This is a genomic window from Aeromonas eucrenophila (assembly GCF_000819865.1).
Taxonomy (GTDB): Bacteria; Pseudomonadota; Gammaproteobacteria; order Enterobacterales; family Aeromonadaceae; genus Aeromonas; species Aeromonas eucrenophila.
Window position 1 is genome coordinate 195,448 of sequence record NZ_CDDF01000011.1, and the last position, 21,888, is coordinate 217,335.

The following is a 21,888-nucleotide window of genomic DNA, read 5'->3' on the forward strand; positions in this document are numbered from 1 at the left end:
GTCAAAACGCCTCCCTCCTGGAGGCGTTTTTTTATGCCTGAATCATTTGTGCTACCAAGACGAAAAAAGAGACGCCAGCGGGATCAAATTTTGTAAATCTATCCGTTTCCTATCTTTAATGAAGCAGTTAAGGTATGCACAGGATCACAAACAGGATTGCATAATGGATGATCAAATCCTGATTATTGACGACGACGATCTACCCCTGCCCGTATCGCGACAAGCCGGCTGGAAGGTGATGATTGTGGATGATGAGCCGGAAGTGCACCGCATCACCAAGATCACCCTGAGCAAGTTTGAATTCGACGGCAAGCCCATCGATTTTCTGCACGCCTATTCGGCCGCCGAGGCCAAGGCGCTGCTCGCCACGACCTCGGATCTCGCCTTGCTGCTGCTCGATGTGGTCATGGAGGCCGATGACGCCGGTCTCGAGGTGGTGAAATTCGTACGCGATGAGCTGCAAAACAAGATGGTGCGCATCGTGCTGCGAACCGGCCAACCAGGTCAGGCGCCGGAGGATGACGTCGTCACCAACTACGACATCAACGACTACAAGGACAAGACCGAGCTCACCTCCCAGAAGCTGCGCACCCTGCTGCGCGCCAGCCTGCGCTCCTATCGGGACATCCGCACCCTGGAGAGCAACCGACAGGGGCTGGAGAAGGTCATAGAGGCGTCCAAGGGGATCTTCGAGCAACGGGCACTGCGTCAGTTCGTCGAGGGGGCCCAGACCCAGCTCAGCGCCCTGCTCAATCTGGAAGACTCCCAGATCTACGATGTGAAGCACCTGGCCTACGAGGTCCGGGATCAGGAACTCGAACCCCTGCTCAGTGATGAGCCACCCCTGCGACTGAGCGAGGCCCCCGTCATTCTGCGCCACGCCATGACGAGAGGGGCCAACGTCTACGACGGCAACCAGATGGTGCTCTACTGCCAGAATCCCCGCCACCACCTGCTGTTCCACATCGAGACCTCCCGCCCCCTCAACCAGATGGACACAGGCCTGCTTAGTCTGTTTACCGAGAACATCATAGTGGCGCTGGAGAACATCCGGCTCAACGAGGTCATCGGCGACAACCAGCGCGAGATCATCTACCGCATCGGTGAACTGGTGGAGACCCGCTCCAAGGAGTCCGGCCTGCACGTCAAGCGGGTGGCGCTCTACACCGAGCTGTTCTGCCAGCTGCTCGGCATGAACGAGGAACGCTGCGAACTCATCAAGCGCGCTTCCCCCCTGCACGACATCGGCAAGGTGGGGATCCCGGACGCCATCTTGCACAAGCCGGGCAAGCTCACACCGGAAGAGTGGGAGATCATGAAGACCCACGCCCAGCTGGGGCAGGACATGCTCTCCGGCAGCGATCTTGCGCTGTTTCAGATTGGTGCCACCATCGCCGGCAGCCACCATGAGAAATGGAATGGCAGCGGCTATCCCCGCGGCCTCAGCGGCGAGGCCATTCCGCTGGAGGGGCGGATAGTCGCGTTGGCCGATGTATTCGACGCCCTGGGCTCGGATCGCTGCTACAAGCAGGCCTGGCCGCTGGATCGCGTGATGGCTCTCATCGAAACCGAGCGGGGTCAACACTTCGATCCCCAGCTGGTGGCCCTGATGCTGGCCAATCTGGACAAGTTTCTCGACATCCGCGAGCAACACAAGGATATCTACGTCGGGGAACACTGATCCCGTCCGGTTGACATGCCTTATCAGCTACCAAGCAAAAAGCCGCCCACTCGGGCGGCTTTTTCACAACCAGATTGAGGCCTACTGCTCCGGCAGGTTCAGATCCAGCCTGGGCGCTGGCGCGGCCTCGCCTTGGGCCTTTTGCGCCGCCATCGCCTTGTGCAGAGTCCGGCGCTTTTGCAGCACGATGAAGCCGCCCGCACCGAGCAGCAGCAACAGGGCACCGCCGCCCCCCAGGACCCAGGGCAACCAGCTGCTTTCCTGCTCCTCAGGTTGCGGCTCGGCCGCTGTCACCACCGGGGTGGCTGGGGCCGCAGAGGGCTCAGGGGCCAGCACCGGCAGTATGTTGAACGACTTGGTCGGCAGTTGCAGTTGAATTTCACGCCCGAGCCGGGTCGTGCCAAACAGGGTCGCCTCGACCTTGTACTGCCCCACCGCCTTGAGGGTGGGGAGATCGATGCTGAGGCGAAGTTCACTCGCCACCGCATTGAACGCCAGGCTCTCCCCCGTGCCGTTGATGGCCTTGCCCTGGATAGCCACCGAGGCCGGATCCAGTTCGTCGGCATCGATGAGCAAGGAGATCTTGGCCCCCGCCTCACCCGAGGGCGCCGCCAGGGTGTAACTGACCGGCCAGGGATAGAGCAGCACCTGCTGTGACTGGGCCCGGGAGAACACCTGGTTACCCGTGCTGTAGAGGGCCCGATACTTGCCGGCCGGGACGTCCAGCACGGCCTCGGCAGTCATTACACCATCGCCCGGCACCTCGTCGAGCCCCTTGCCATCGTCCAGATAGCGGCCAAGGGTCTCCTCAAACATGGGCTCCCCGCTCTGGTCGCCCTCCCCAAATTGCTGCAGCTTCACCGTCATGCCGAGATCGGAGAGGTAATAGCCCGCGCCGGGCGCGGTGCCATCTATCAGCAAGCGGGACTGGAGCTTGACCCTTTCTCCCTGATAGAGCCGGGACGGCAGCGGTTCACTCTCGAGCCGGATGTCAGACAGCAGCCGTACCCGGTTGTCGGGGTCAACTCCACCGATGGCTTGCCAGGGGCCCGCCATGGGATTTCGGACAGTGATGAGATCCTGATCCGGCAGCGCCAGCCAGCCCACATCCGGCGGGGTGACCTTGCCCACATAGAGCTTGCTGCCATCGGGTTGCACCAGGATCACCGAGGGGCTATCCGGCTTGCGCTTGATGATAAAGGTGATCTCCTTCACCCCGTAATCGATGCGAAAGCGATTGTCGAGCAGCGGGATGTCGGAGGGGGCAAACACCTCATTGGCCATGGTCGTCGCCGAAAACGACAGCGAGGCCAGCAGCAACCCTCCCCAGAATGGGCTCATTGCCGCCACAGGCAGGCGCCTCCCTTCTTCTGCACCAGATCGAGCCGCCCCTCGTGGGTCGCCACCACCTCGTCACTGGCCCGGATCACCTTGAGCGCCGGGCGGTTGCTCTCCAGCCGGCGGATCCCGGTGTCCTGGTTGCTGTCATTCTCGTTGCTCTCGCTGGCCAGGTTCAGCTTGGTCTGGCCACCCGTCATCAGCAGATAGACGTCAGCCAGGATCTCCGCATCGAGCAGTGCACCGTGCAGGGTACGGTGAGAGTTGTCGATGCCGTAGCGATCGCAGAGCACGTCCAGGTTGTTGCGCTTGCCGGGGAAGAGGTCCCGCGCCATCGCCAGGGTATCCGTGATGCTGCAGATATCCGCCGTCTTGAAGCTCAGCCCGAGCTTGCTGAACTCATAGTCCATGAAGCCCACGTCGAAGGGCGCGTTGTGGGCGATGAGCTCGGCGCCGCGGATGAACTCGATGAAGTCATCGGCTATCTGGCTAAAGGCAGGCTTGTCGACCAGGAAGGCATCTGTGATGCCGTGCACCGCGATGGCCTCGGGGTCCACCAGTCGATCCGGCTTGATATAGACATGGAAATGGTTGCCGGTCAGTTTGCGGTTGATCACCTCCACACAGCCGATCTCGATGATGCGGTGCCCGAGGTAGACGGGACCGCCTGCCGTGTTCATACCTGTGGTTTCAGTATCCAGAATGATCTGGCGATTCAGTTGGGGTGTGTTCATGATCCAATCTATGTCAAACTTCGGTTTTACTCGCTAGTTTACCCTCAAGCACCATGCAAAAACAGATTGATTTATATACGGATGGTTCCTGTCTCGGCAATCCTGGCCCCGGTGGCTATGGCGCCGTCATGGTCTATGGCAAGCACCGCAAGGAATTGGCGGGAGGCTATCGGCTGACCACCAACAACCGGATGGAGCTGATGGCCGCCATCATGGGACTGCGAACCCTGAACGAGCCCTGCCTGGTCCGCCTCACCACCGACAGCCAGTATGTGCGCCAGGGGATCACTCAGTGGATCCTCGGCTGGAAGAAGAAAGGCTGGATGACGTCAAACCGCCAGCCGGTCAAGAACGTGGATCTCTGGCAGGCACTGGATGCGGAGGCGAGCCGCCATCAGATCGAATGGCTCTGGGTCAAGGGACACTCAGGTCACCCGGAGAACGAGCGCTGCGATGTGCTGGCGCGCGATGCCGCCAGCGGCAAACAGCTTGCCGAAGACACGGGTTATCAACCTTAAGGCTGTGGTGTCACCCGGCCATTGAGGCCTGTTACCAGCCCTGGCGCGCCATGCCCGGCGCCGCCATCGACTCCGGCAGGCGCCAGCGGCGGCGCACCGGCGTGATGGGATAACGCCGCTTGCGGGCGGCTATCACATAGACCGAGGCCAGGGGCCGGCAATAGTCCCGCCCCAGACTCTCCCGCCACCAGCCGATCCGGCTCTGCTTGCCCATAAAAGAGAAGCCAAAGCGCTCGTCAAACATTACCTCGCACCCCAGCAGCTGCAGCCAGTCGGTCACCCGTACCGGGGTAAACATGCGCGCCGACCAGGGCAGGCGCTGGCGCATCACCGGCAGGTAATGGCCAAGCCCCACCAGGCTGGTGGGGTTATAGCCGCTGATGATGAGCCAACCATCCTCGGTCAGCACCCGTTCGGCCTCACGCAGCACCTGATGGGGATCCGGTGAAAAATCGAGGCAGTGGGCGAGCAGACAGGCATCCACACTGCCGGATCGCACCGGCAAGGCCAGGGGGTCGCCCTTTATATCCAGCGGCCTGCCGTCGGGGGCAACGCCAATCTGATGACGGATGGAGGAGTTCCCACAGGAGAGCTCGGCGCTCAGGGCGCCAATTTTCAGCAGATGATAACCAAACAGGTGTGGGCACCAGTTATCGAGCCGTTCCTGGATTTCGGCGGCCACCCAATCCCCCATGGGCAGCGACGACCAGCTGGTCGGGATCTCGATCTGTTGTTCGGTACGTGCCAGCTGCATAATGGGACCAATCCGGGGTTCAAACGCCATTCTGTTATATAAGATCCCTCCCATAAAGAGAACACAAAGAGAGACCGACTCATGTATAGCGTCATCACAGTTCCTGCCTTCAGTGACAACTACATCTGGTTGATCCGACACGAGAATCGCTGCCTGGTTGTCGATCCGGGCGAGGCGGCGCCGGTGCTGGAACGGCTCGAGGCCCTGGGGCTCGAGCTCGACGCCATCCTGCTGACCCACCACCATCGCGATCACGTGGGCGGCGTGCTCGAGCTGCTGCACCACTTCCCCCATGCCAACCTTTATGGCCCGAAACTGGATCCCATGCCGGACCATCACGGCCAGTGGCTGGAAGATGGCGATCAGATCAACTGGCATGGCCTGAGCCTGGACGTCATCCATGTGCCAGGCCACACCCTGGGCCACATCGCCTACCACGGTCAGGGCATGCTGTTCTGTGGGGATACCCTCTTCTCCGCCGGCTGCGGTCGGCTGTTCGAAGGCACCCCGGCCCAGATGCACGACTCGCTGCAACGGCTCGCGTCCCTGCCCGATGACACCCTCCTTTATTGTGCCCATGAATACACCCTCTCCAACCTGCGTTTCGCCCACACGGTCGAACCGGACAACCTGGCGATCCAGCAACGGATCGGGGTGATCAGCAAGTTGCGCCAACAGGGCCTGCCGAGTCTTCCTTCCCGGCTGGGGGATGAACGGCATTTCAACGTTTTCATACGCTGCGAGCAGGATTCTGTGAGATTTTCTGCTGAGAAATACGCCCTTAAATGCTTGGAAAATCCAGAGGATACCTTCGCCGTGCTACGGGGCTGGAAGGACGTTTTTTGAACAAACCTTGATCAGGGGGCCATTGCCCCTTATGATGCGAGCTGTTTTTCAATAGATGACCTGAGCGAGATGAAGCTACGAACGGCCTTATTGGCGGCGCTGTTTCTCAGCGGCTGTCAAAACCTGAGCCATCAGGATGACCGGGCGGTAACGGCAATCGAGCCGATCAAATCCCCCCAAGTCAGCAAGAAAACGTACAAGAAACACTCTTCCAGAATGCTGTTCGGCGACGAGCAGTTAGAAGAGATGGATGACACCGATAACCTGTGGGTGCGTATCAGCGATGATATGCAGCTGGACTCGCATGATAATGCCCGGGTCCGCCAACAGCGTGATTGGTTACTGCGTAATGATAAGCATATGGCGACCATTGCCAGCCGGGCTGAGCCCTACCTGTATCTGATGGTAGAGGAAATCGAACGGCGTGAGCTGCCAATGGAGCTTATTACCATCCCCATGATCGAGAGCACCTTCGATCCCAATGCCCGCTCCCGCAGCAATGCGGTCGGTCTTTGGCAATTTGTGCCTGCCACCGGCAGAAACTTCGGCCTGCGCCACGACAACTGGTATGACGGCCGTCGTGATGTGATTGCGTCCACCAACGCGGCGCTGGATTATCTGGAATACCTGAACCGCTTCTTCGACGGTGACTGGTTGCAGACGCTGGCCGCCTACAACGCCGGTGAAGGCCGCGTGCGCAACGCCATCATCCGCAACCAGAAGGCCGGTCGACCGACCGACTACTGGTCTCTGGACTTGCCCCGCGAGACCCGGATGTATGTGCCCAAGATCTTGGCCATGGCGGACATGATCCGCAACGCGGACAAGTACAATGTCCCGCTGCCGGTGCTGGCCAACAAGCCGCAGCTGCGGACCATCAACACCGGTGGTCAAATCGATCTGAACGTGGCCGCCCAGTTGGCGGGGGTATCCGCCTCCCAGCTCAAGGCACTCAATCCCGCGCTCAAGCGTGGCACGACGTCGCCGCAGGGGCCTTACAACCTGCTGGTGCCGGTCGAGTATGCCGACACCCTGGAACTGGCGCTGGCCGACCTGCCCAAGCGTGAACGCACCCGTGGCGTACGCTCCTATCAGGTCACCAGCGGCGATACGCTCTCCCGCATCGCCCAGAACCACGGGGTGAGCGTGCAGCAGCTCAAGCTCGCCAACAACCTGCGTGGCACCAACCTGCGCCGTGGCCAGAGCCTGGTGATCCCCAACGGCGGCACATCGAGCCAGGTCGCCCAGAGCAAGCCGCAGCAGCTGGCCAGCCGCAGTGGCAACAAGGTGAACTACCAGGTGCGCTCTGGCGACAACCTGTGGAGCATCAGTCAGGCGCACGGTGTGGCACACACCGACCTGGCCAAGTGGAACGGATTGAATGCCAAGTCGGCCCTGAAGCCGGGCATGAAACTGGTGGTCTGGCCCAAGCAGGGCAAGGGCAGCAACAAGTCCATGGTCTATCAGGTTCGTCGTGGAGATTCCCTCTCCTCCATCGCAGCCCGCTTCCAGGTCGCCGTCAACGACGTGATGCGCTGGAATCAGATCGGCAAGAGTGACAACCTCAAGCCGGGTCAGGAGCTGACCCTGTTCGTGAAGAACAACAGCTGATGGCCGAGACCCAATAAAAAAATACCCCGCCTGGTGCGGGGTATTTTTTTGTCTGCTATCCGGCTCCGATCAGGGGGTGATGGCCTGAGCCGCGAAGCGCGCCATGATGGGATTGTGATCCGAGGCATCGGTGGCGGGTGAACTCACTTCCACCAGATCCAGGTTGCGGTAGTAGAGGTGATCCAGCGGGCGGCCGAAGGCGGTGCGGCGCAAGTCAGGCACCGGGATGGCTTCCTGCAGGCCCAGCTCCCCCACCAGCTTGTTCAACCAGAACTCTCGCTTGTCACTCCAGGTGTTGAAATCCCCCGCCAGGATGACCGGCCCCTGATGGCGATGAACGAGCGCCGTCAGATCGTTGATCTGCTCGCGGAAGGTGGCCATGCCCAGCTCGAAGTTGACCGCATGCAGGTTCACCACCAACACACCGTCAGGATCGCCCTGCAAGGGGTACAGGCTCACCAGACCGGACTTGGGAATACGCAGCAGCGGCTCGGGAGAGCGCACGCCACAGACGAAGGCTTGAGGTGTCTTGGCCACCGTCATGACGCCGAAGGAGACACCGCCCTGGGTGAAGGCCTGTAGTTGCTGCCACTGGAAGTCACCGGTCTTGAGCCAGTCCAGCATCTCGGGCCGGGTGACCGACTCCTGCAGCAACACCAGATCCTGGGACTTGGCATACTCGTCCAGCCCCTCGCGCCAGTTCTTGCGCTGACCCTTGTAGAGATTCCAGACGGTGATGCCGAACTCGCGGGGCAAGGCGGTGGACGCCAGCGCCACCAGCGGCGGTTGCTGGCAATTGACGCCGGGCACTATGCCCGCCGCCGTGACCAGATGATCCTGATCAGGCACCTCGAAACAACCGACCAATCCCAGCGTCAGCAGGGAAGTCCCCAGAATCCGATAACTATTTTTCATTGGCTAACAATCACCTGCCTCTGCAACCGGCCATGACCAACACAAGTGTCATGGTCGCCGACTAGTCTCATTATTCGTGTCCGGCCCGACTCATCCATGAGGGATCCCGCAATGGCGAGACAGCACCAGTACCGCGTGACATTTTATGATCAACAAGGAACTTGTCATCAAGTGGAGCTCTCCACCGTCTACCAGATCAGGCGGGATCCCCAGTGCGATCTCTGCCTGTTTGACGCCACTCAATGCGTCGGCTCGGAAGAGATGCTGGAGCGCATGATACGGCAAAAAACCGGGCTTGAGCAGGAAATATCCATCATCAGCGCCCGGATCATCTGAGCGGGATCAGACCGGGACGGGGCGGGATTTACCCTGATCGTCGATGGCGACGTAGGTGAAGACTCCCTCGGTCACGCAGTAGCGCTGGGCTTCATTCTCCCGCAGCACCGGCTTGACCCAGACTTCCAGCTTGAGGCGCATGGAGCTGCGCCCTACCTTCAGGCAGCGGCCGTAGCAGCACACCACATCCCCCACCTTGACCGGACTGTGAAAAGTCATGCCTTCGACCGACACGGTACAGATGCGCCCCTTTGCCAGCTCCTTGGCCATGATGCCCCCACCTATATCCATCTGGGACATGATCCAGCCCCCGAAGATATCACCATTGGGGTTGGTATCGGCTGGCATTGCCAAGGTTCTCAGCAGCAGTTCCCCATCGGGGTGACGCTTGGTATCGACCATCATTACGACTCTCTATGACTGGTATGAATGGCGGTATGGCGGCGAAATCCCGGCGTCCCATCGAGGCAGGCCGGGTATAGAGCGCCACATGACCGCACTTCAGGCTATGGGTGAGGCATGATAGGGGGCGATCCCGACCTTGGCAAATCGCAATTACCCGCCAGGCTCTTGGATAAAATGCAGCAGATAATATTGAGCCCTATCTTTTTTCAATCTGATTGTGCTACTGGATCCGCAAACCAGTGGGCCGGATCCGGCCAGCGGTAGACGAAACCGAGCCGCTGGCAGATCCGTTGCCCCTCGATGGGGGCAAAGTCGCCGCCCGGCTCGGTGAAGGTCGGCGGCGCCAACCCGAGCAGGCGCGAGGCAAAGGGATAGAGCTGCTCGCGCCTGGGGTGCACAGGGGCACTCAGGTTGTAGGCGTCCCCATCCTGCCCTTGTGCCAGCATCAGCAGACTGGCTGCCACCACGTCGTCCAGGTGCACCAGATTCACCGCTTGAGCGCCCCCCGCCAGCGTCTTGCCTGCGAGGAAACGGCCGGGATGGCGATCCGGGCCATAGAGACCGGCGGGACGCAGCACCATGGCGCACTCAAAACCTGCGCCCAGCACCGCCTGCTCGGCGGCCAGCATCCGCATCCCGCGAGAATGGGCAGGTTGAGGGGCTTCGTCCTCCCCCTGCCCCGGTGCCCACACCGAGGTGGCGCTGATGAACAGCACCCGCTGCGTGCCCGCCGCCCTGGCCAGCTGGCAGAGCCGTGCCACCGCGGCCGGATAATCTTCCGTCTTGCTCGGCGGCACGCAGACAACCAGCTCGCGGCAGTGAAACGGCAAGGCGTCCAGCTGGGCCGACAGTTGCAGCGACCAGGCCGGTATCCCTTCGGCCGTCAGGCGCGCGGCCTTCTCGCTCGAGCTGACCGTCACCGCGACCGATTGACCCTGCGCCTGCAGCGCCTTCGCCAGCGGCAATCCCAGCCAGCCAGCCCCCACTATTCCCGTCTGATATTCACTCTCGACTGTCATCGGTAAAATCCTGGCAAAAAAAAACGGCCATCCATGATGACCGTCGAAAGTAACGAAGGAAATAGCTGGATTAACCAGTTACCTCCCACAGCGGGAAAATCGGGAGCGCACGCTCCTAATTCGTGGGCCTATCCTAGTGGCAGCGCGGTCAAAAAGCTTTGAAGCGGATCACAGTTGAAAAGGATTTCTGAAAGCGCTTTCAATGTTTTGCGAATAAATTGGCCCGTTCAGGGCCAATCTCTTGCTCAGGCGACGGATTCGCGGGGCACCAGTTCTGCCTCGAACTTGAGTGCCAGGCCGTCGACCGGCTTGTGATCCAGCAACCGCAAGGCCAGCTCCGCGGCCCGCTCGCCCATCTCTTCGATGGGGTAGCGCACAGTAGTGAGCTTGGGGTAGATGTAGCGGGCGTAGGGAATGTCATCGAAGCCGACCACCGACACCTGCTGCGGGATCTTGTAGCCGCGCTCCAGCAGACAGGAGATGGCCCCCGCCACCATGGCGTCGTTGAAACCCAGCACGGCGCTGAACTCGACCCCGCGTTCCAGCAATTCTGTCATGGCCACATAGCCACCCTTCTCATCGGCATAGGCGCGACCGATCAGGGTCTGATCCAGCTCGATGCCGGCTCGCTGCAGGGCGACCCTGTAGCCCGCCATACGCTGCTGGCCATCGACGAACTCCTCATCATCCGAGGTGACGAAGGCAATCTTGCGGTGGCCCGCATCCAGCAGATGCTGACAGGCGGTGGTGATGCCCGCCTGGTTGTCCAGCCAGACGCAGCGATCCTCGCAACCCGGCACCTGACGGTTGATGAAGACGATGGGGGTGGAGCCCGTCGCCAGTTCGATCAGCTCGGCATCCGGCAGCGCCTTGCTGTGCAGGATCAGGGCATCACACTGGCGCTGCAGCAGCGCCTGGATGGCGTGCCGCTCGCGGGTCGCATCGTGGTTGCCGGACACCACTATGGTGAACTTGTTCGCCTTGTCGACCATGCTCTCGATGCCGCGCATCATCTGGGCGAAGAAGGGGCCACCACAGAGATCCCCCACCAGCACGCCGATGCAGTTGGAACGTTTGCTCACCAGGGCCTGGGCAAAGCTGTTGGGACGGAAACTCAGCTCTTTCATGGCCGCGAGGACAGCCTCGCGCTTCTCGGGGGCGACCTGCGCCGTGTTGTTGATGACTCGCGACACCGTCGAAATGGACACATTCGCCAGCTGAGACACATCTTTGATCGTTGCCACTCTCAATTCCTTTGTTGGGGAAGCCTGTCTGTGTTGATCGGGCTATTGTATCGAACCTGCCAGCCCAAGATGCGGTGCCCGATCACCTGGCAGGTTTCCTTTTGTAACAAAGCTTAAGGGATGATAACCATTTTGAGGCAAGAATGGGAGGCAACCGCCGTGACGACTGCCTCCCATTCTCAATAGGCGTGATTCAGCTCGCGTTCCGACATGAAACGCAGGGGCTGCTGCAGCTTGTGCTGATAGATGAGATCGAAGGAGAGCACGTTCTGGACGTAGTTGCGCGTCTCCCGATAGGGAATGCTCTCCACCCAGACGTCCATCGGCTTGTTCTCGCTCTGATCGCGCCAGCGTTTGACCCGGCCGGGCCCAGCGTTATAGGCCGCCGCCGCCAGGATCCGGTTGCCGTCATACACATCCAGCAGGCGCTTGAGGTAGGCACTGCCGAGCCGGATGTTCATGGCCGGATCGAACAGCTGCTGCTCGTTGCGATAGGGCACCCCCAGCTTGGCGGCCGTCTCCTTGGCGGTGGCCGGCATCAGTTGCATCAGGCCACGGGCCCCGACCGGCGACTGCGCCAGCGGATAGAGGGCGCTCTCCTGACGGGAGATGGCGTAGAGCAGGCTGGTGTTCATGGTGCGCTCCTGCGCCATCTGGGAGAAGGTGCGCTTGAGCGGCAGCGGGAAGCGCAAGTCGAGCGCGTCCCAGGCCTCGGCCCGGATGCTGGAGAGGATCGCCAGCTCATGCCAGCCCTGATTGAGGGCGATGTGACCAAACTCGAGGCGCTGAGCCACCGGGTTGCGATCCATGTTGTGGATCCACTCAGAGCGTGCCGCCGTGATCTCGTTCATGTCCAGCAGCTCGCGCACTCGCAGCAGGAAGGGCCAGCGGCTGCTCGCCGTGCGCCAGTCCGGCACCTTGTGCGCCGAGCTCTGGTTCTTGATGCGATAAGGCACGCCGGTGCGCTGGGCCGCCATGAAGCCATAGAAGCCGCGCAGGTTGGCGGTCTCGAGATAGAGATCCCGCGCCGCCTTCTGCTGGCCCTTCACCTCGAGGGAGCGAGCCAGCCAGTAACGCCAGCGATCCTCCTTCTGCAGCGCCATCGGCATCTTCTTGACCCAGCCGTCGAGCCCACGCCAATCCTCTTCCCAGATGGCGAGCCGCGCCCGCAGCTCCAGCAGCTCGGCATCCTTGCTGCGCGCCAGGGTTCCATCCAGCCAGCCGCGCTGGGCAGTGGATCTGTCCAGCAGCAGACGACGGGCGGCGGCGCGCTCCACGGCCGCTACCTCGGTCTGATTCAGGCCGAAGCGGCGCTTCATCTCGCCCAGCTGGCGGAGCACGGCCTCGGGCTCCTGATTGGCATACCGAGCCAGCCCCAGGGCGAGCAGGTGTCTGGATTGGGGCGCCGCCGTGAAGTTGGCCGGGTTCATCGCCCTGGCGGGTTGATCGAACAGGGCGATCATCTGATCCCCATAGGGTTTCAGGTTGCCGCTCAGCTGGGCGCCAAGGTGACGGATGAGATCGGGATTTTGCGCCTCGAACGCCAGCTTCATCCGCTGCCAGATCTTATCCTGAGTGCGCAAACCGGCCTGTTGCCAGAGCTGGAACAGGGGATCGCAGGCATCGGGCCTGGATTGGCCGCTCAGCCAGAGCTTATCTGCTTCATTCAGGGCTTGTGTCCGCTGTCCGGTGTAGTAGCGCGCCTGATAGTGCATGCAGAGCAAGTCGGTGGAGCTCGGCTTGGCCGGGTAGAAGCGCAGGAACTGGGACCACTGCTGGCTCTGGGCCAGGTAGGTGAGATAGCTGCGCTCCAGCCGGTTGGACTGGGGCGTGTCCCCGTGCTGGCGAATAAAACGGGTCACATCGTCGTAGTCCGCCGCCCCCGGCCGGAACGCCAACTGGTAGTAATCCAGATAGGGCAGCAGCGGATAATGGGTCAAGCGGGCACGGATCTGCTGGAAACGGGCCTGATCGTCCGCCCGCACCGCGTCATAGGCCTGACGGTAGAGGGATTGCTCCATGGTTTGAGCAGAGGCTTGCGGCAGCAGCCCAGGCAGGCACAGCGCCGATAAGATGATTCCCCAGACGGCTTTCACGAATAGCGTTCTCCCTTGAGAGGCACAACCACCGCCCGTTGGCGGTGGTGACATGGCTTTCATTCTACCCGTTAAATATGGGGGCTACGCCACACTATTTTTATCGGTCTGGGGGTTGCGGTCGTGGCGCGTCAGCCGGCTGATATAGCGCTCCAGATAGGGCACTGGCAGCGGCTTGGAGGCGAGATAGCCCTGGAAGAAATGACAGCCCTGCGCCTGCAGGAATTCCAACTGCTGGCGCGACTCGACCCCCTCGGCCGTCACGTTGAAGCCCATGTGACGGGCCATGGCGATCACCGCCTCGACGATGGCCATGTTGTCGCCATCCTTGGGGATGTCCTGGATGAAGGAGCGATCTATCTTGAGCTCGTCCGCCGGCAGTCGCTTGAGGTAGCTCAGGGAGGAGTAACCGGCGCCGAAATCGTCGATGGCAAAGCTGATGCCGAGGGTCTTGAGCTCGGCCATCTTGCTGATGGTGTCCTCCGCATGACCGAGCACCACGGACTCGGTGATCTCCAGGTTCAGACAGGCGGGATCCATACCGGTGGCGGCCAGCACGTCGTGAATGCAATCGACGAAGTCATGGGCATGGAACTGCTTGGCGCTGACATTGACCGACAGCTGAGGCACGTGGATCCCGTTCTCCTCCCAGGAGACATATTGGGCGCACGCCTCGTGCAGCACCCAGTTGCCGATGTCGACGATGAGATCCGTCTCCTCGGCGATGGGGATGAACTCGGCGGGCGAGACCAGCGCGCGGCCAGGGGGTTGCCAGCGGATCAGCGCCTCCACCCCTATGATGTCCCCCCCCTCCACCATGTGCTGGGGCTGATAGTGGAGCGTCAGCTCCTGATTGTTGAGGGCGCTACGCAGCTCGTTGTGAATGAGCAGACGGCGATCGGCCTGCAACTGCATGGAGGCATCGAAGAAGCGCCGGGTCTTGCGGCCCGCCGACTTGGCCTGATACATGGCGGTGTCCGCCTGCTTGAGCAGGTCCCCCGCCTCCTGCTCCCGCCCGGGGAACAAAGTAATGCCCACGCTGGCGCCGATGTGCAGCACCTGGCCGCCATGGCTGTAGGGCGCGGCAATCTCGCCGATGAGCCGCTCGGCGATGAGGTCGGCCTGCATCTCCGCCTGGGGGGGGCTGATGGAGAGGGAAGGCAGCAACAACACGAACTCGTCGCCGCCGAGCCGCGCCAGGCAATCTCCTTGGCGCACCAACCGCTTGAGGCGGCTGGCCACCTCTTTGAGCAGCCAGTCGCCGGTGGCGTGACCGAGGGAATCGTTGATGGTCTTGAAGTGATCGAGATCGATGAACAGCAGGGCGCCGATCAGGTGCTCACGGCTCGCCTCCACGAACGCCTGGGCCAGGGTCTCATGGAGCTGGCGACGATTGGGCAGACCGGTCAGCTCATCGTAATAGGCGAGATCCTGAATGCGGCGCTCCGCCGCCTTGCGCTCCGAAATGTCTTCAAAGAAGATGACATAGTGACTGATGCCCCCCTTGTCATCCTGCACCGGCGTGACGATTTCCCACTGGGGATAACCATGACCGTCGGCGTGTAGCCGCAGGGTCTCCCCCTGCCAGCGATCCAGGCCATTGAACTCATAGCCAAGCCCCCCCAGCCCGGACCAGAGGTCATTGCCAAGGTAGCGGCCTATCACCCCCTGGTTGTCAAAACCGGTGATCTGGCTGAAGGCGTTGTTGACCCGCAGGATCTTGAAGTCGGGATCCGTGATGATGATCCCTTCGTGGGTTTCGAACGCCACAGCCGACAGGCGCAGCTGGGCATCGCTTTGCAGACGCTCCAGCTCGGCCACCATGCGCACCGAGAAGATGGTCAGCACGGATCCCAGGTTCGCGGTCTGGGTCTGGCTCGGGAACAGCAATGCCAGATGGCCGAGGACCTGTCCCCGGCGATCGAGCAGGGGCTGAGCGTAATAGTGCTGGCCCGGTGGTAGGCTGGTGCAGCCCTGCAGGGGCTCGCTGATGGGGTTCACGGCGACCACATCTTGCCGGTAGAGCCGCTGACAGGGCATGTCGGCGAGGGCATATTCTTTGAGGTCGATCCCGTGGCCCGCCAGCACCCTGAGCCGATCGCGGCCAACGCGCTCCGTCAGCCAGACCGCATTGGCCCCCAGAATATGGGCAAGCTCGTTGACCAGGGTGTTGCAGAAATCGAGACCGGTCTTGGCGGAGAGGGCCTGGGCCAGCTGGGTCAGCAGGGGGTCTTGCAACTGATGGGAGGGTTGCACCAGGCCGTCCGGCAGTTCGGCGCCATGGGCCCCGTCCAGCGGCGCCAGCCAACCACAGCACACCTGCTGGGCTGGCACGTACTGACCGCTCCAGAGCACGTGGTGCACGGCGCCGTTCTCGTCGCAGAGGTGGCCGATAAACTGGCCAGGTTGACGCGAGTGATAGAGTCTGGAGAGAAAGTCGGCGAAGCCGGATTCATCCTCTTGCGCCAGTTGCCCGGCCCAGGGATGAGCCCCCTCCCCCTGCCAGGGCTGGCAAGAGACATGATCAGACAGGCTCCATTGCGCATGCTGCCGATCATAAAACCACATCATCTGGGTGGCTTGTTGCTTCATTTACGACTCCAACACTACAGCAACCAGGTTATCCACCCCGCTCGCTTGAGGGGGCGGAATATCCGCTTCTACGCATACCGCCATTCGCGCATGGCAGTCAGGCTGCGATGCGGTGACGGGGATAGACAGAGGAAATACGAAACTAAGCGGCAAAAACCAGACATCAGGTCGACACAAGGCGCTGCCAAGAGGGGACAGAGACGAGCCTAGTTTCGTCATACTGCCTGCCAGTTTCGCGGAGCTCAAGCGGTTTTTGGCATGAAACGGGAAAAGCTCACAATTTATAAATCGCTAGATAACCAAGGCCTGATTTCGTGACACAGATCACATTTCAATCTGGCAACATGGGTAATCTGAAGGTGAAGACACAAGCAAGACGACCCAAAGGGGGCCAATATGAAAATCGAAATCACCAGCAAAATCATCGACATCACCCCAGCCATTCGCGAGCGCATCGAATCCCGTTTTGAAAAGCTCGAGCGTCTTCAAGTGCCTCTTATCACACCCCATGTGATCATCTCCAAGGAGCGTTTGACCTATATCGTCGAGGCCACCGCCGGCATCCCCAACGGCAAGCTGTTTGCACAGGCAGAGCACGAGGATCTGTACGCCGCCATCACGGATCTGGGCCAGAAGCTGGAACGCCAGCTCAATCGCCACACCGAGAAACCCCTTGCTCGCCGCGCAGCCGCCGCAGGCAAGGACATTCCCCAGACGGAGCCTGACGAAGCCGACGCCTGATCCAGGCAGTCATCCCATCCATTGAGCAAAAAGGCGGGTCATCCCGCCTTTTTGCATGTTGTCCGCTCGCTCTCCTCCTCACCCCAACCATCGCAACCTGGCATCGACCCCACTCTTCAGCTCATCGAGCAGAGGCAGCATCAGCGAGAGCTCTTCCTCTCTGGGTTGCGAAGCCAGAGACCGGGTGGCTTGCTTCTCCTGCCAGCGCTCACGTCCCAGCGCCGACAGATTGTCATACACAGCGGGATCCAGGGCGGGCGCCTCGCTCAGCAGAGGGGGCGTTCGCAATGCCAGCCAGAGCCGCACATCCGTCATGCAGCCCCCTTGCTGCAGGCGCTCGTTGAGTGCGCCGCCGTCGGCATCATCCCATTTGCCCTGCAGGGGTGCCTGCGCCGGCAAGCCGAAGTGGGCACGCCACTCCCTGGCGCCAGGGGCGGCCAGCGGCTTGTCGCCAAACCAGGGCTGATCTTCGACGGCCCCGCTCAGCAGGGCGAGGTGCAGCCTGAAGTCGGCCCTGTCCCCTTGTCGGAGATCCCGGTTGAGGCGCTGGCCCAACTGGGCTTCATCAACGAGCAGTCGATCACGAATCGCACTGGGCAGCATGAGATAAATCTTGGAAATGGAGGTTTCATTGCTTATCGGCCGGCAACCTCAACCTTTGAGCATTAAAAAACCCCGTCGAGGGGTTCACAACACGGATAGATCTGTTAGTATGCGCTCGCACTTGGGGAGGGGTTCCCGAGCGGCCAAAGGGATCAGACTGTAAATCTGACGGCTCTGCCTTCGAAGGTTCGAATCCTTCTCCCTCCACCATTCAAGTGCACAAAGCAGTATCACATCGATAGAGAAATACCCCGTGGAGGGGTTCCCGAGCGGCCAAAGGGATCAGACTGTAAATCTGACGGCTCTGCCTTCGAAGGTTCGAATCCTTCTCCCTCCACCATTCTTCAGACAACCCGGCCCAGCGCCGGGTTTTCGCTTTTTAGCCCCGGCATGTTCACTCCCAAGCGCCTCGCTACCCAATACCCCGTCGCCAATAGCAAACGGGAGGCCAAGGCCTCCCGTCGTCACACTCCTTATTCCCCTCACAGGGTGAAGCGGTAGAAGATATCCACCGCCTGGGCCACCCCGCTCACCGCCTGCAGATAGAGCCTTGGCAGCACCTCGTAGCGCAGCTTGAACTCGGCGATGGGGCTGAATACCCCGACCCCGTACTGGAACTGCAGGCCGGGCAGCAGATAGGCCGACAGTGTCACCTGGGTGTCGTCACCGCTGCCGGCGGTATCCAGGGCCACGTCGCTCATGCCGAGGGACTCCCCTATGCTGGAGACCACCCCGTTGGCCTGACTGACGGCGCCGGCCACCAGCAGGCCGTTGAAGCCGCCATCCTCACCGCTGGTCTGCAGCCCCTTGCCGCGTAGCAGGTAGGAGAGCTGCTCGGACTGCGCCATCTGCGGCTCGGAGTAGACGGTGATCTTCGGCTTGGCCGCGGGTCCCGCCACCCGCACCCCGACGGTGACATTGTCCTCTATGGTATCGGGATCCCGGTTCGCCTCTATGTTGAGGTAGGGCTGATCGATGGGGCCGGAGAACAGGATGCGACCCTCCTTGATGATGAGGTTCTGGCCATAGGCCTTGAAGCGCCCATCTTTCAGCTCCAGCTGACCGTTGCCCGACAGCGGCTTGGACGGATCCTGGCGAATGTTCAGCGCCCCTGTCATCTTGGTCTTGAGCCCCATGGCCTCCAGCCGGACATCGTCACCGAGCCGGATGGCGAGCTTGATCTCCATCGGCAGCGGCTCGGCCTTGGGGACAGGCGGCAGATCGTCGTAGATCACGGTCACATCATCGGAGACGGCCACCGCGCTTTCGGGCAGGCTCTTGACCAGGATCCGCGACCAGGGAATGTCCACCTGACCGCTAACTTTGGTCTCCTCCCCGAGCGAGATGGCAATGTCCGGGGTCACCCGCACCCGGCCCATGCCCGGGTACTGCGCCTCCAGATCCTTGCCCTTGATGGTGAGGCTGCCGGTGACGGGCTGCTGGGCCCAGCTCAGCCAGCCCCCCAGCGCGAGCGGTCCCTTGCCCACCATCATGGTGCCATCGAGTTCGGCTCTGTTGCCCTGGATCTTGAGGCGGGTCACCAGCTTGGAGAGGGTCACCATGTCGGAGTGGGTCTGCACCTCGCCGTCTTTCAGGTCGAGCTCCCCATACAGCAGGGGCGCCTTCAGGGTGCCATCGAAGCGGGCATCCGCCGAGATGAAGCCCTGCAAGGAGCGCACCTCGGGGATGAGCGGCGCGAAGGTGGCGAGCTTGAGCTGGTCAAATTTGAGCTGACCCGACAGCTGGCCCCGCCCGGCGGGCTCTTTGATCAGCAGATCCGTGTCGATGTTGCCGATCTGCTTGGAGGCAAAGTCGAGCCGGATGGCGGCCTGCTGGCGTTCGAAATCGACGCCGAGTTCAAGCCGCTGGTACTCGGTCTTGAGCTCGTCGGCGATGAAGGTACCGGCCGTGGTACGCACGGTGGCGTGCAGGGTCGGTTGGGAGCCGCGCCAGCTGGCACGGCCATCGGCCGACAGCACCGCCTGCCAGCGGAAGTTGTCCGGCAGCCAGGGGCGCAGTCGCTTGAGATCGAGGGCATTGAGGGCAAACTCCAGACTGCCCTGGGCGGCGGAGATCTGGCTGCCCTTGACGCAGAGACTGGCGCCCTGGGAGCCCAGGCAGAGATCCCTCATGGTCAGCTGCTGTTTGGACAGCGCCAGATCCAGCGCCCAGGGCGCCATCAGCTCCCAGCGCTTGAGGGGCGTCTTCATCTTCAGGGTCGAGAGGGTTCCGCGCCAGTGATCGCCGCGCAGGCCGCCATTCAGACTCAAGTCCGCGGCCACCGGATCCCCTTTCATGGTCAGGGTCAGATCATGGCGATTGAGATCCCCGCGGAGGTTCAGGGCGAGCTGGGAGAGGGCCGTCGTCCCCTGCACCAGGCTCGCCACCGTCAGCGCCAGCTCACCGGCGGGTTTGTCCCCCACCAGGGCATTGCCCTTGATGGCGATCCCTTTTAGCACTGTTCCCGCATAGGAGAGGCGACCGGACGCCAGATCGGCGTTCACTCTCGGCGCCTTCTGGCTGCCGGTGAGCCGCACCTGTCCCTTGACGTCCCCCTTGAGGCCGGGATAGATGCCGCCGAGGGCGGGCGCGTCGATATCCGCATCCAGCTTCCAGGCTTGCGCCGTGAGGGCGCCCTTGGCCTGCAGCTGGTTGGGGCCGCTTTGCAGCGCCAGCGCCGGGATCTTCCATTCCATCTTGTCGTTGCCGCTGAGCTCCCCCTTGAGGGCCAACGGATACTGGTTCAACTTGCCATCGACCTTGAGCTCGGGCAGGGCCAGCTGCCAGTGGCCCGCCTCTGTCATCTCGAAGCGGCTGACTATCTTGCCCGCCAGCTTGCCCTTGATCTCGGGCACCAGCTCGGCCGGGTTGATCTCCTTGAACTCGGTGGTGCCCTGCCACTGGACGCCCTTGCGCCAGGCCAGCTTGCCATCGAGCTTGAGCTCCCCGGTCAGGGCATTGAGCAGCAGCTCGATGCGGCCGAGCTGGGTCAGGTCCCCCTTGCCGGACAGGGCCAGCTTGAAGGGGGGCACGTCCGTGCCCTTGCCGCCGGTGTTCAAGGCAAACTGGTAGCCAGAGAGCTTGCCCTTGGCACTCAGGCTGCCCTTGTCCAGCTGATAGCTCGGCTCCTCCTTGGCGGGCTTGTGCAGCGGCCAGCCGAGGCGCTTCCAGTCCAGCGCCAGATCGAAGGGCAAGTCAGGATCCAGCGCCCCCAGGGTCCCCTTGAGGTTGGCGGCCACCGGCCCCTTGGCCTGCAGCGCCAGCGCCAGCTTGCCCACAGAACCATCCAGGGTCAGCTTTGCCTGCTCGGTGTCGAGTTCCCACTGCTTGAGCCCCTTGCGGGCCTTGGCGTCCAGGGTCAACGCGAGGGGGTAGTCATCCACCAGACGGACATGGCCACTCAGGGCCAGATCGGCCATGTCGTGGCGCAGGGAGAGCTCGCGCACATCGATGCGCTCCTCCTTGGCCGTGGCGCTGAGCAGCAGGGTGTCGAGCCCCTCTATCAGCTCCCCTTGCTGGTAACGCAACTTGGTGGCGTTCAGGCCTTCCAGCTGGATGGGGAATGGCAGGCGGATGGCGGGCAGCGCTATGGGCTCGGGCTTGCTGGCGGCCTTGCTCTTGCTGTTCTTGTCGGCCTTGGTTCCCTCGGACGGCTTGGCCGCCGCGACGGAGACATCCTTGCCCTGCTTGTCTTGCTTGTCTTGTTTGTCCTGCTTGTCAGTGGCCGCCTTGGTCTGCGCCGCCTTGGCGGGCTGCTTTGCCTTGTCGGCGGGCTTTTTGCCGGCAGGCTCCTCGGGGGTCTCCGCCAGCACTATGTTGAGTCCATCGAGCACAGGCCCCCGCACTATGAGCCCCTTGCGATCCAGGGTCGCCCCTATGTCGAGGGCCTTGAGGGTGACAGCTACTCCAGGCACGGCTAGATCCAGATCCGCCACCTTGAGGCTGTCAAACTGGATGCGCAGCGGCAGCGGGCGCCAGACGAAGGGCTCCGTCGGCTCTTCGGCCACCGGCTCGGACTCGGCCACCCGCACCACGGGGTGGGTGACCTCCAGGGACTTGATCCAGAGCTTGCCCTGCAGCAGCTTGCCGAGATCCCAGTCCAGCACGGCGCGATCGACGGTGACATCCACCAGCTCGTCCTGCCAGCCGGCTCCTTCCAGGGTCCAGCCGTACCCGAGCTGGCCGGCCACCAGCTCCCCCTTGAGGGACGGCAGCGCCGACTTGGCCTGTTGCCACAGCCACTTGTTGCCCTGATGGGTGAAACCCAGCAGGCTGACGCCGATGAGCAGCAGGAAGATCAGACCCATCAGCCAGAGGAAGATGCGTTTTATCCAGATCACTGTGCCACCCCCTGGGAAGAGGACAAACTCAGCGGCCACAAGAAAATACGTTTTATCCAGATCACGATGGGGACCTCAGCGAGAAATGCAGCCGCAGCGGCCGAACCAGCATAAT

The 21,888-nt window shown here is 61.9% G+C and carries 17 protein-coding genes and 2 tRNA genes; 8 read left to right on the forward strand and 11 right to left on the reverse strand.

The features are described from left to right. The first annotated feature begins 163 nt into the window (after positions 1-163). Positions 164-1,681: an HD domain-containing phosphohydrolase gene (locus tag BN1124_RS11240; RefSeq protein ID WP_042641917.1), complete on the forward strand. Its 1,518-nt coding sequence runs from the start codon at positions 164-166 to the stop codon at positions 1,679-1,681. Between the two features lie 81 nt (positions 1,682-1,762). Here the strand turns inward: BN1124_RS11240 and BN1124_RS11245 are convergent, their stop codons facing one another. Both BN1124_RS11245 and dnaQ read right to left on the reverse strand, forming a co-directional pair. Beyond that, positions 1,763-3,022 (reverse strand): TIGR03503 family protein, encoded by a 1,260-nt coding sequence (locus tag BN1124_RS11245; protein WP_042641919.1) that lies wholly within the window; start codon positions 3,020-3,022, stop codon positions 1,763-1,765. Beyond that, entirely contained in the window at positions 3,019-3,753 is a 735-nt protein-coding gene (gene dnaQ, locus BN1124_RS11250) for a DNA polymerase III subunit epsilon (RefSeq protein ID WP_042641922.1), read from the reverse strand. The genes BN1124_RS11245 and dnaQ overlap by 4 nt, the downstream gene beginning before the upstream one ends. A gap of 53 nt (positions 3,754-3,806) precedes the next feature. Between dnaQ and rnhA the strand changes: the two genes are divergently transcribed. Then, on the forward strand, positions 3,807-4,271 hold the full coding sequence (rnhA, locus tag BN1124_RS11255; protein WP_042641924.1) for a ribonuclease HI: 465 nt from the start codon (positions 3,807-3,809) through the stop codon (positions 4,269-4,271). Between the two features lie 31 nt (positions 4,272-4,302). Here the strand turns inward: rnhA and BN1124_RS11260 are convergent, their stop codons facing one another. Continuing rightward, the gene (locus BN1124_RS11260; RefSeq protein WP_042641926.1) at positions 4,303-5,025 is read right to left on the reverse strand and encodes a class I SAM-dependent methyltransferase; all 723 of its coding nucleotides are present in this window, start codon (positions 5,023-5,025) and stop codon (positions 4,303-4,305) included. Positions 5,026-5,106: 81 nt separating this feature from the next. On the opposite strand from BN1124_RS11260, the gene gloB reads away from it, so the two are divergent. Beyond that, positions 5,107-5,871 carry a hydroxyacylglutathione hydrolase gene (gloB, locus tag BN1124_RS11265; RefSeq protein WP_042641928.1) on the forward strand — a complete coding sequence of 255 codons (765 nt, stop codon included), beginning with the start codon at positions 5,107-5,109 and terminating at the stop codon, positions 5,869-5,871. A gap of 69 nt (positions 5,872-5,940) precedes the next feature. Beyond that, positions 5,941-7,482, forward strand: a complete 1,542-nt coding sequence (locus tag BN1124_RS11270) for a lytic transglycosylase (protein WP_042641930.1) — start codon at positions 5,941-5,943, stop codon at positions 7,480-7,482. A 69-nt stretch (positions 7,483-7,551) separates the two neighbouring features. Here the strand turns inward: BN1124_RS11270 and BN1124_RS11275 are convergent, their stop codons facing one another. Beyond that, positions 7,552-8,397, reverse strand: a complete 846-nt coding sequence (locus BN1124_RS11275) for an endonuclease/exonuclease/phosphatase family protein (protein WP_042641932.1) — start codon at positions 8,395-8,397, stop codon at positions 7,552-7,554. A gap of 111 nt (positions 8,398-8,508) precedes the next feature. Between BN1124_RS11275 and BN1124_RS11280 the strand changes: the two genes are divergently transcribed. After that, positions 8,509-8,733: a hypothetical protein gene (locus BN1124_RS11280; RefSeq protein WP_042641934.1), complete on the forward strand. Its 225-nt coding sequence runs from the start codon at positions 8,509-8,511 to the stop codon at positions 8,731-8,733. A gap of 6 nt (positions 8,734-8,739) precedes the next feature. Here BN1124_RS11280 and yciA read toward each other — a convergent pair whose 3' ends face one another. The 5 genes from yciA to BN1124_RS11305 all read right to left on the reverse strand — a co-directional run bounded on the left by yciA (position 8,740) and on the right by BN1124_RS11305 (position 16,089). Further along, positions 8,740-9,138, reverse strand: coding sequence for an acyl-CoA thioester hydrolase YciA (yciA, locus tag BN1124_RS11285; RefSeq protein WP_033129340.1), 399 nt, complete (start codon positions 9,136-9,138; stop codon positions 8,740-8,742). 206 nt (positions 9,139-9,344) lie between these two features. Next, entirely contained in the window at positions 9,345-10,157 is an 813-nt protein-coding gene (locus tag BN1124_RS11290) for an NAD-dependent epimerase/dehydratase family protein (RefSeq protein WP_042641936.1), read from the reverse strand. Positions 10,158-10,402: 245 nt separating this feature from the next. Beyond that, complete coding sequence (locus BN1124_RS11295; RefSeq protein WP_042641938.1) at positions 10,403-11,401, reverse strand: LacI family DNA-binding transcriptional regulator; 999 nt, start codon at positions 11,399-11,401, stop codon at positions 10,403-10,405. A gap of 179 nt (positions 11,402-11,580) precedes the next feature. Further along, the gene (locus BN1124_RS11300; RefSeq protein ID WP_042641940.1) at positions 11,581-13,497 is read right to left on the reverse strand and encodes a transglycosylase SLT domain-containing protein; all 1,917 of its coding nucleotides are present in this window, start codon (positions 13,495-13,497) and stop codon (positions 11,581-11,583) included. 84 nt (positions 13,498-13,581) lie between these two features. Beyond that, a complete protein-coding gene (locus BN1124_RS11305) occupies positions 13,582-16,089 on the reverse strand; it encodes a putative bifunctional diguanylate cyclase/phosphodiesterase (protein ID WP_042641942.1) in 2,508 nt (835 codons plus the stop codon). 396 nt (positions 16,090-16,485) lie between these two features. Here BN1124_RS11305 and hpf point away from each other — a divergent pair, with 396 nt between their 5' ends. Beyond that, the gene (gene hpf / locus BN1124_RS11310; protein WP_042641944.1) at positions 16,486-16,830 is read left to right on the forward strand and encodes a ribosome hibernation-promoting factor, HPF/YfiA family; all 345 of its coding nucleotides are present in this window, start codon (positions 16,486-16,488) and stop codon (positions 16,828-16,830) included. Between the two features lie 78 nt (positions 16,831-16,908). Here hpf and BN1124_RS11315 read toward each other — a convergent pair whose 3' ends face one another. Continuing rightward, on the reverse strand, positions 16,909-17,433 hold the full coding sequence (locus tag BN1124_RS11315) for a VC2046/SO_2500 family protein (RefSeq protein WP_042641946.1): 525 nt from the start codon (positions 17,431-17,433) through the stop codon (positions 16,909-16,911). A 125-nt stretch (positions 17,434-17,558) separates the two neighbouring features. Here BN1124_RS11315 and BN1124_RS11320 point away from each other — a divergent pair. Both BN1124_RS11320 and BN1124_RS11325 read left to right on the forward strand, forming a co-directional pair. Continuing rightward, positions 17,559-17,643, forward strand: a tRNA-Tyr gene (locus BN1124_RS11320). A 45-nt stretch (positions 17,644-17,688) separates the two neighbouring features. Beyond that, a tRNA-Tyr gene (locus BN1124_RS11325) sits at positions 17,689-17,773 on the forward strand. 142 nt (positions 17,774-17,915) lie between these two features. On the opposite strand, the gene tamB is transcribed toward BN1124_RS11325, so the two are convergent. Further along, positions 17,916-21,773 carry an autotransporter assembly complex protein TamB gene (tamB, locus tag BN1124_RS11330; RefSeq protein ID WP_042641948.1) on the reverse strand — a complete coding sequence of 1,286 codons (3,858 nt, stop codon included), beginning with the start codon at positions 21,771-21,773 and terminating at the stop codon, positions 17,916-17,918. Positions 21,774-21,888: the final 115 nt, after the last annotated feature.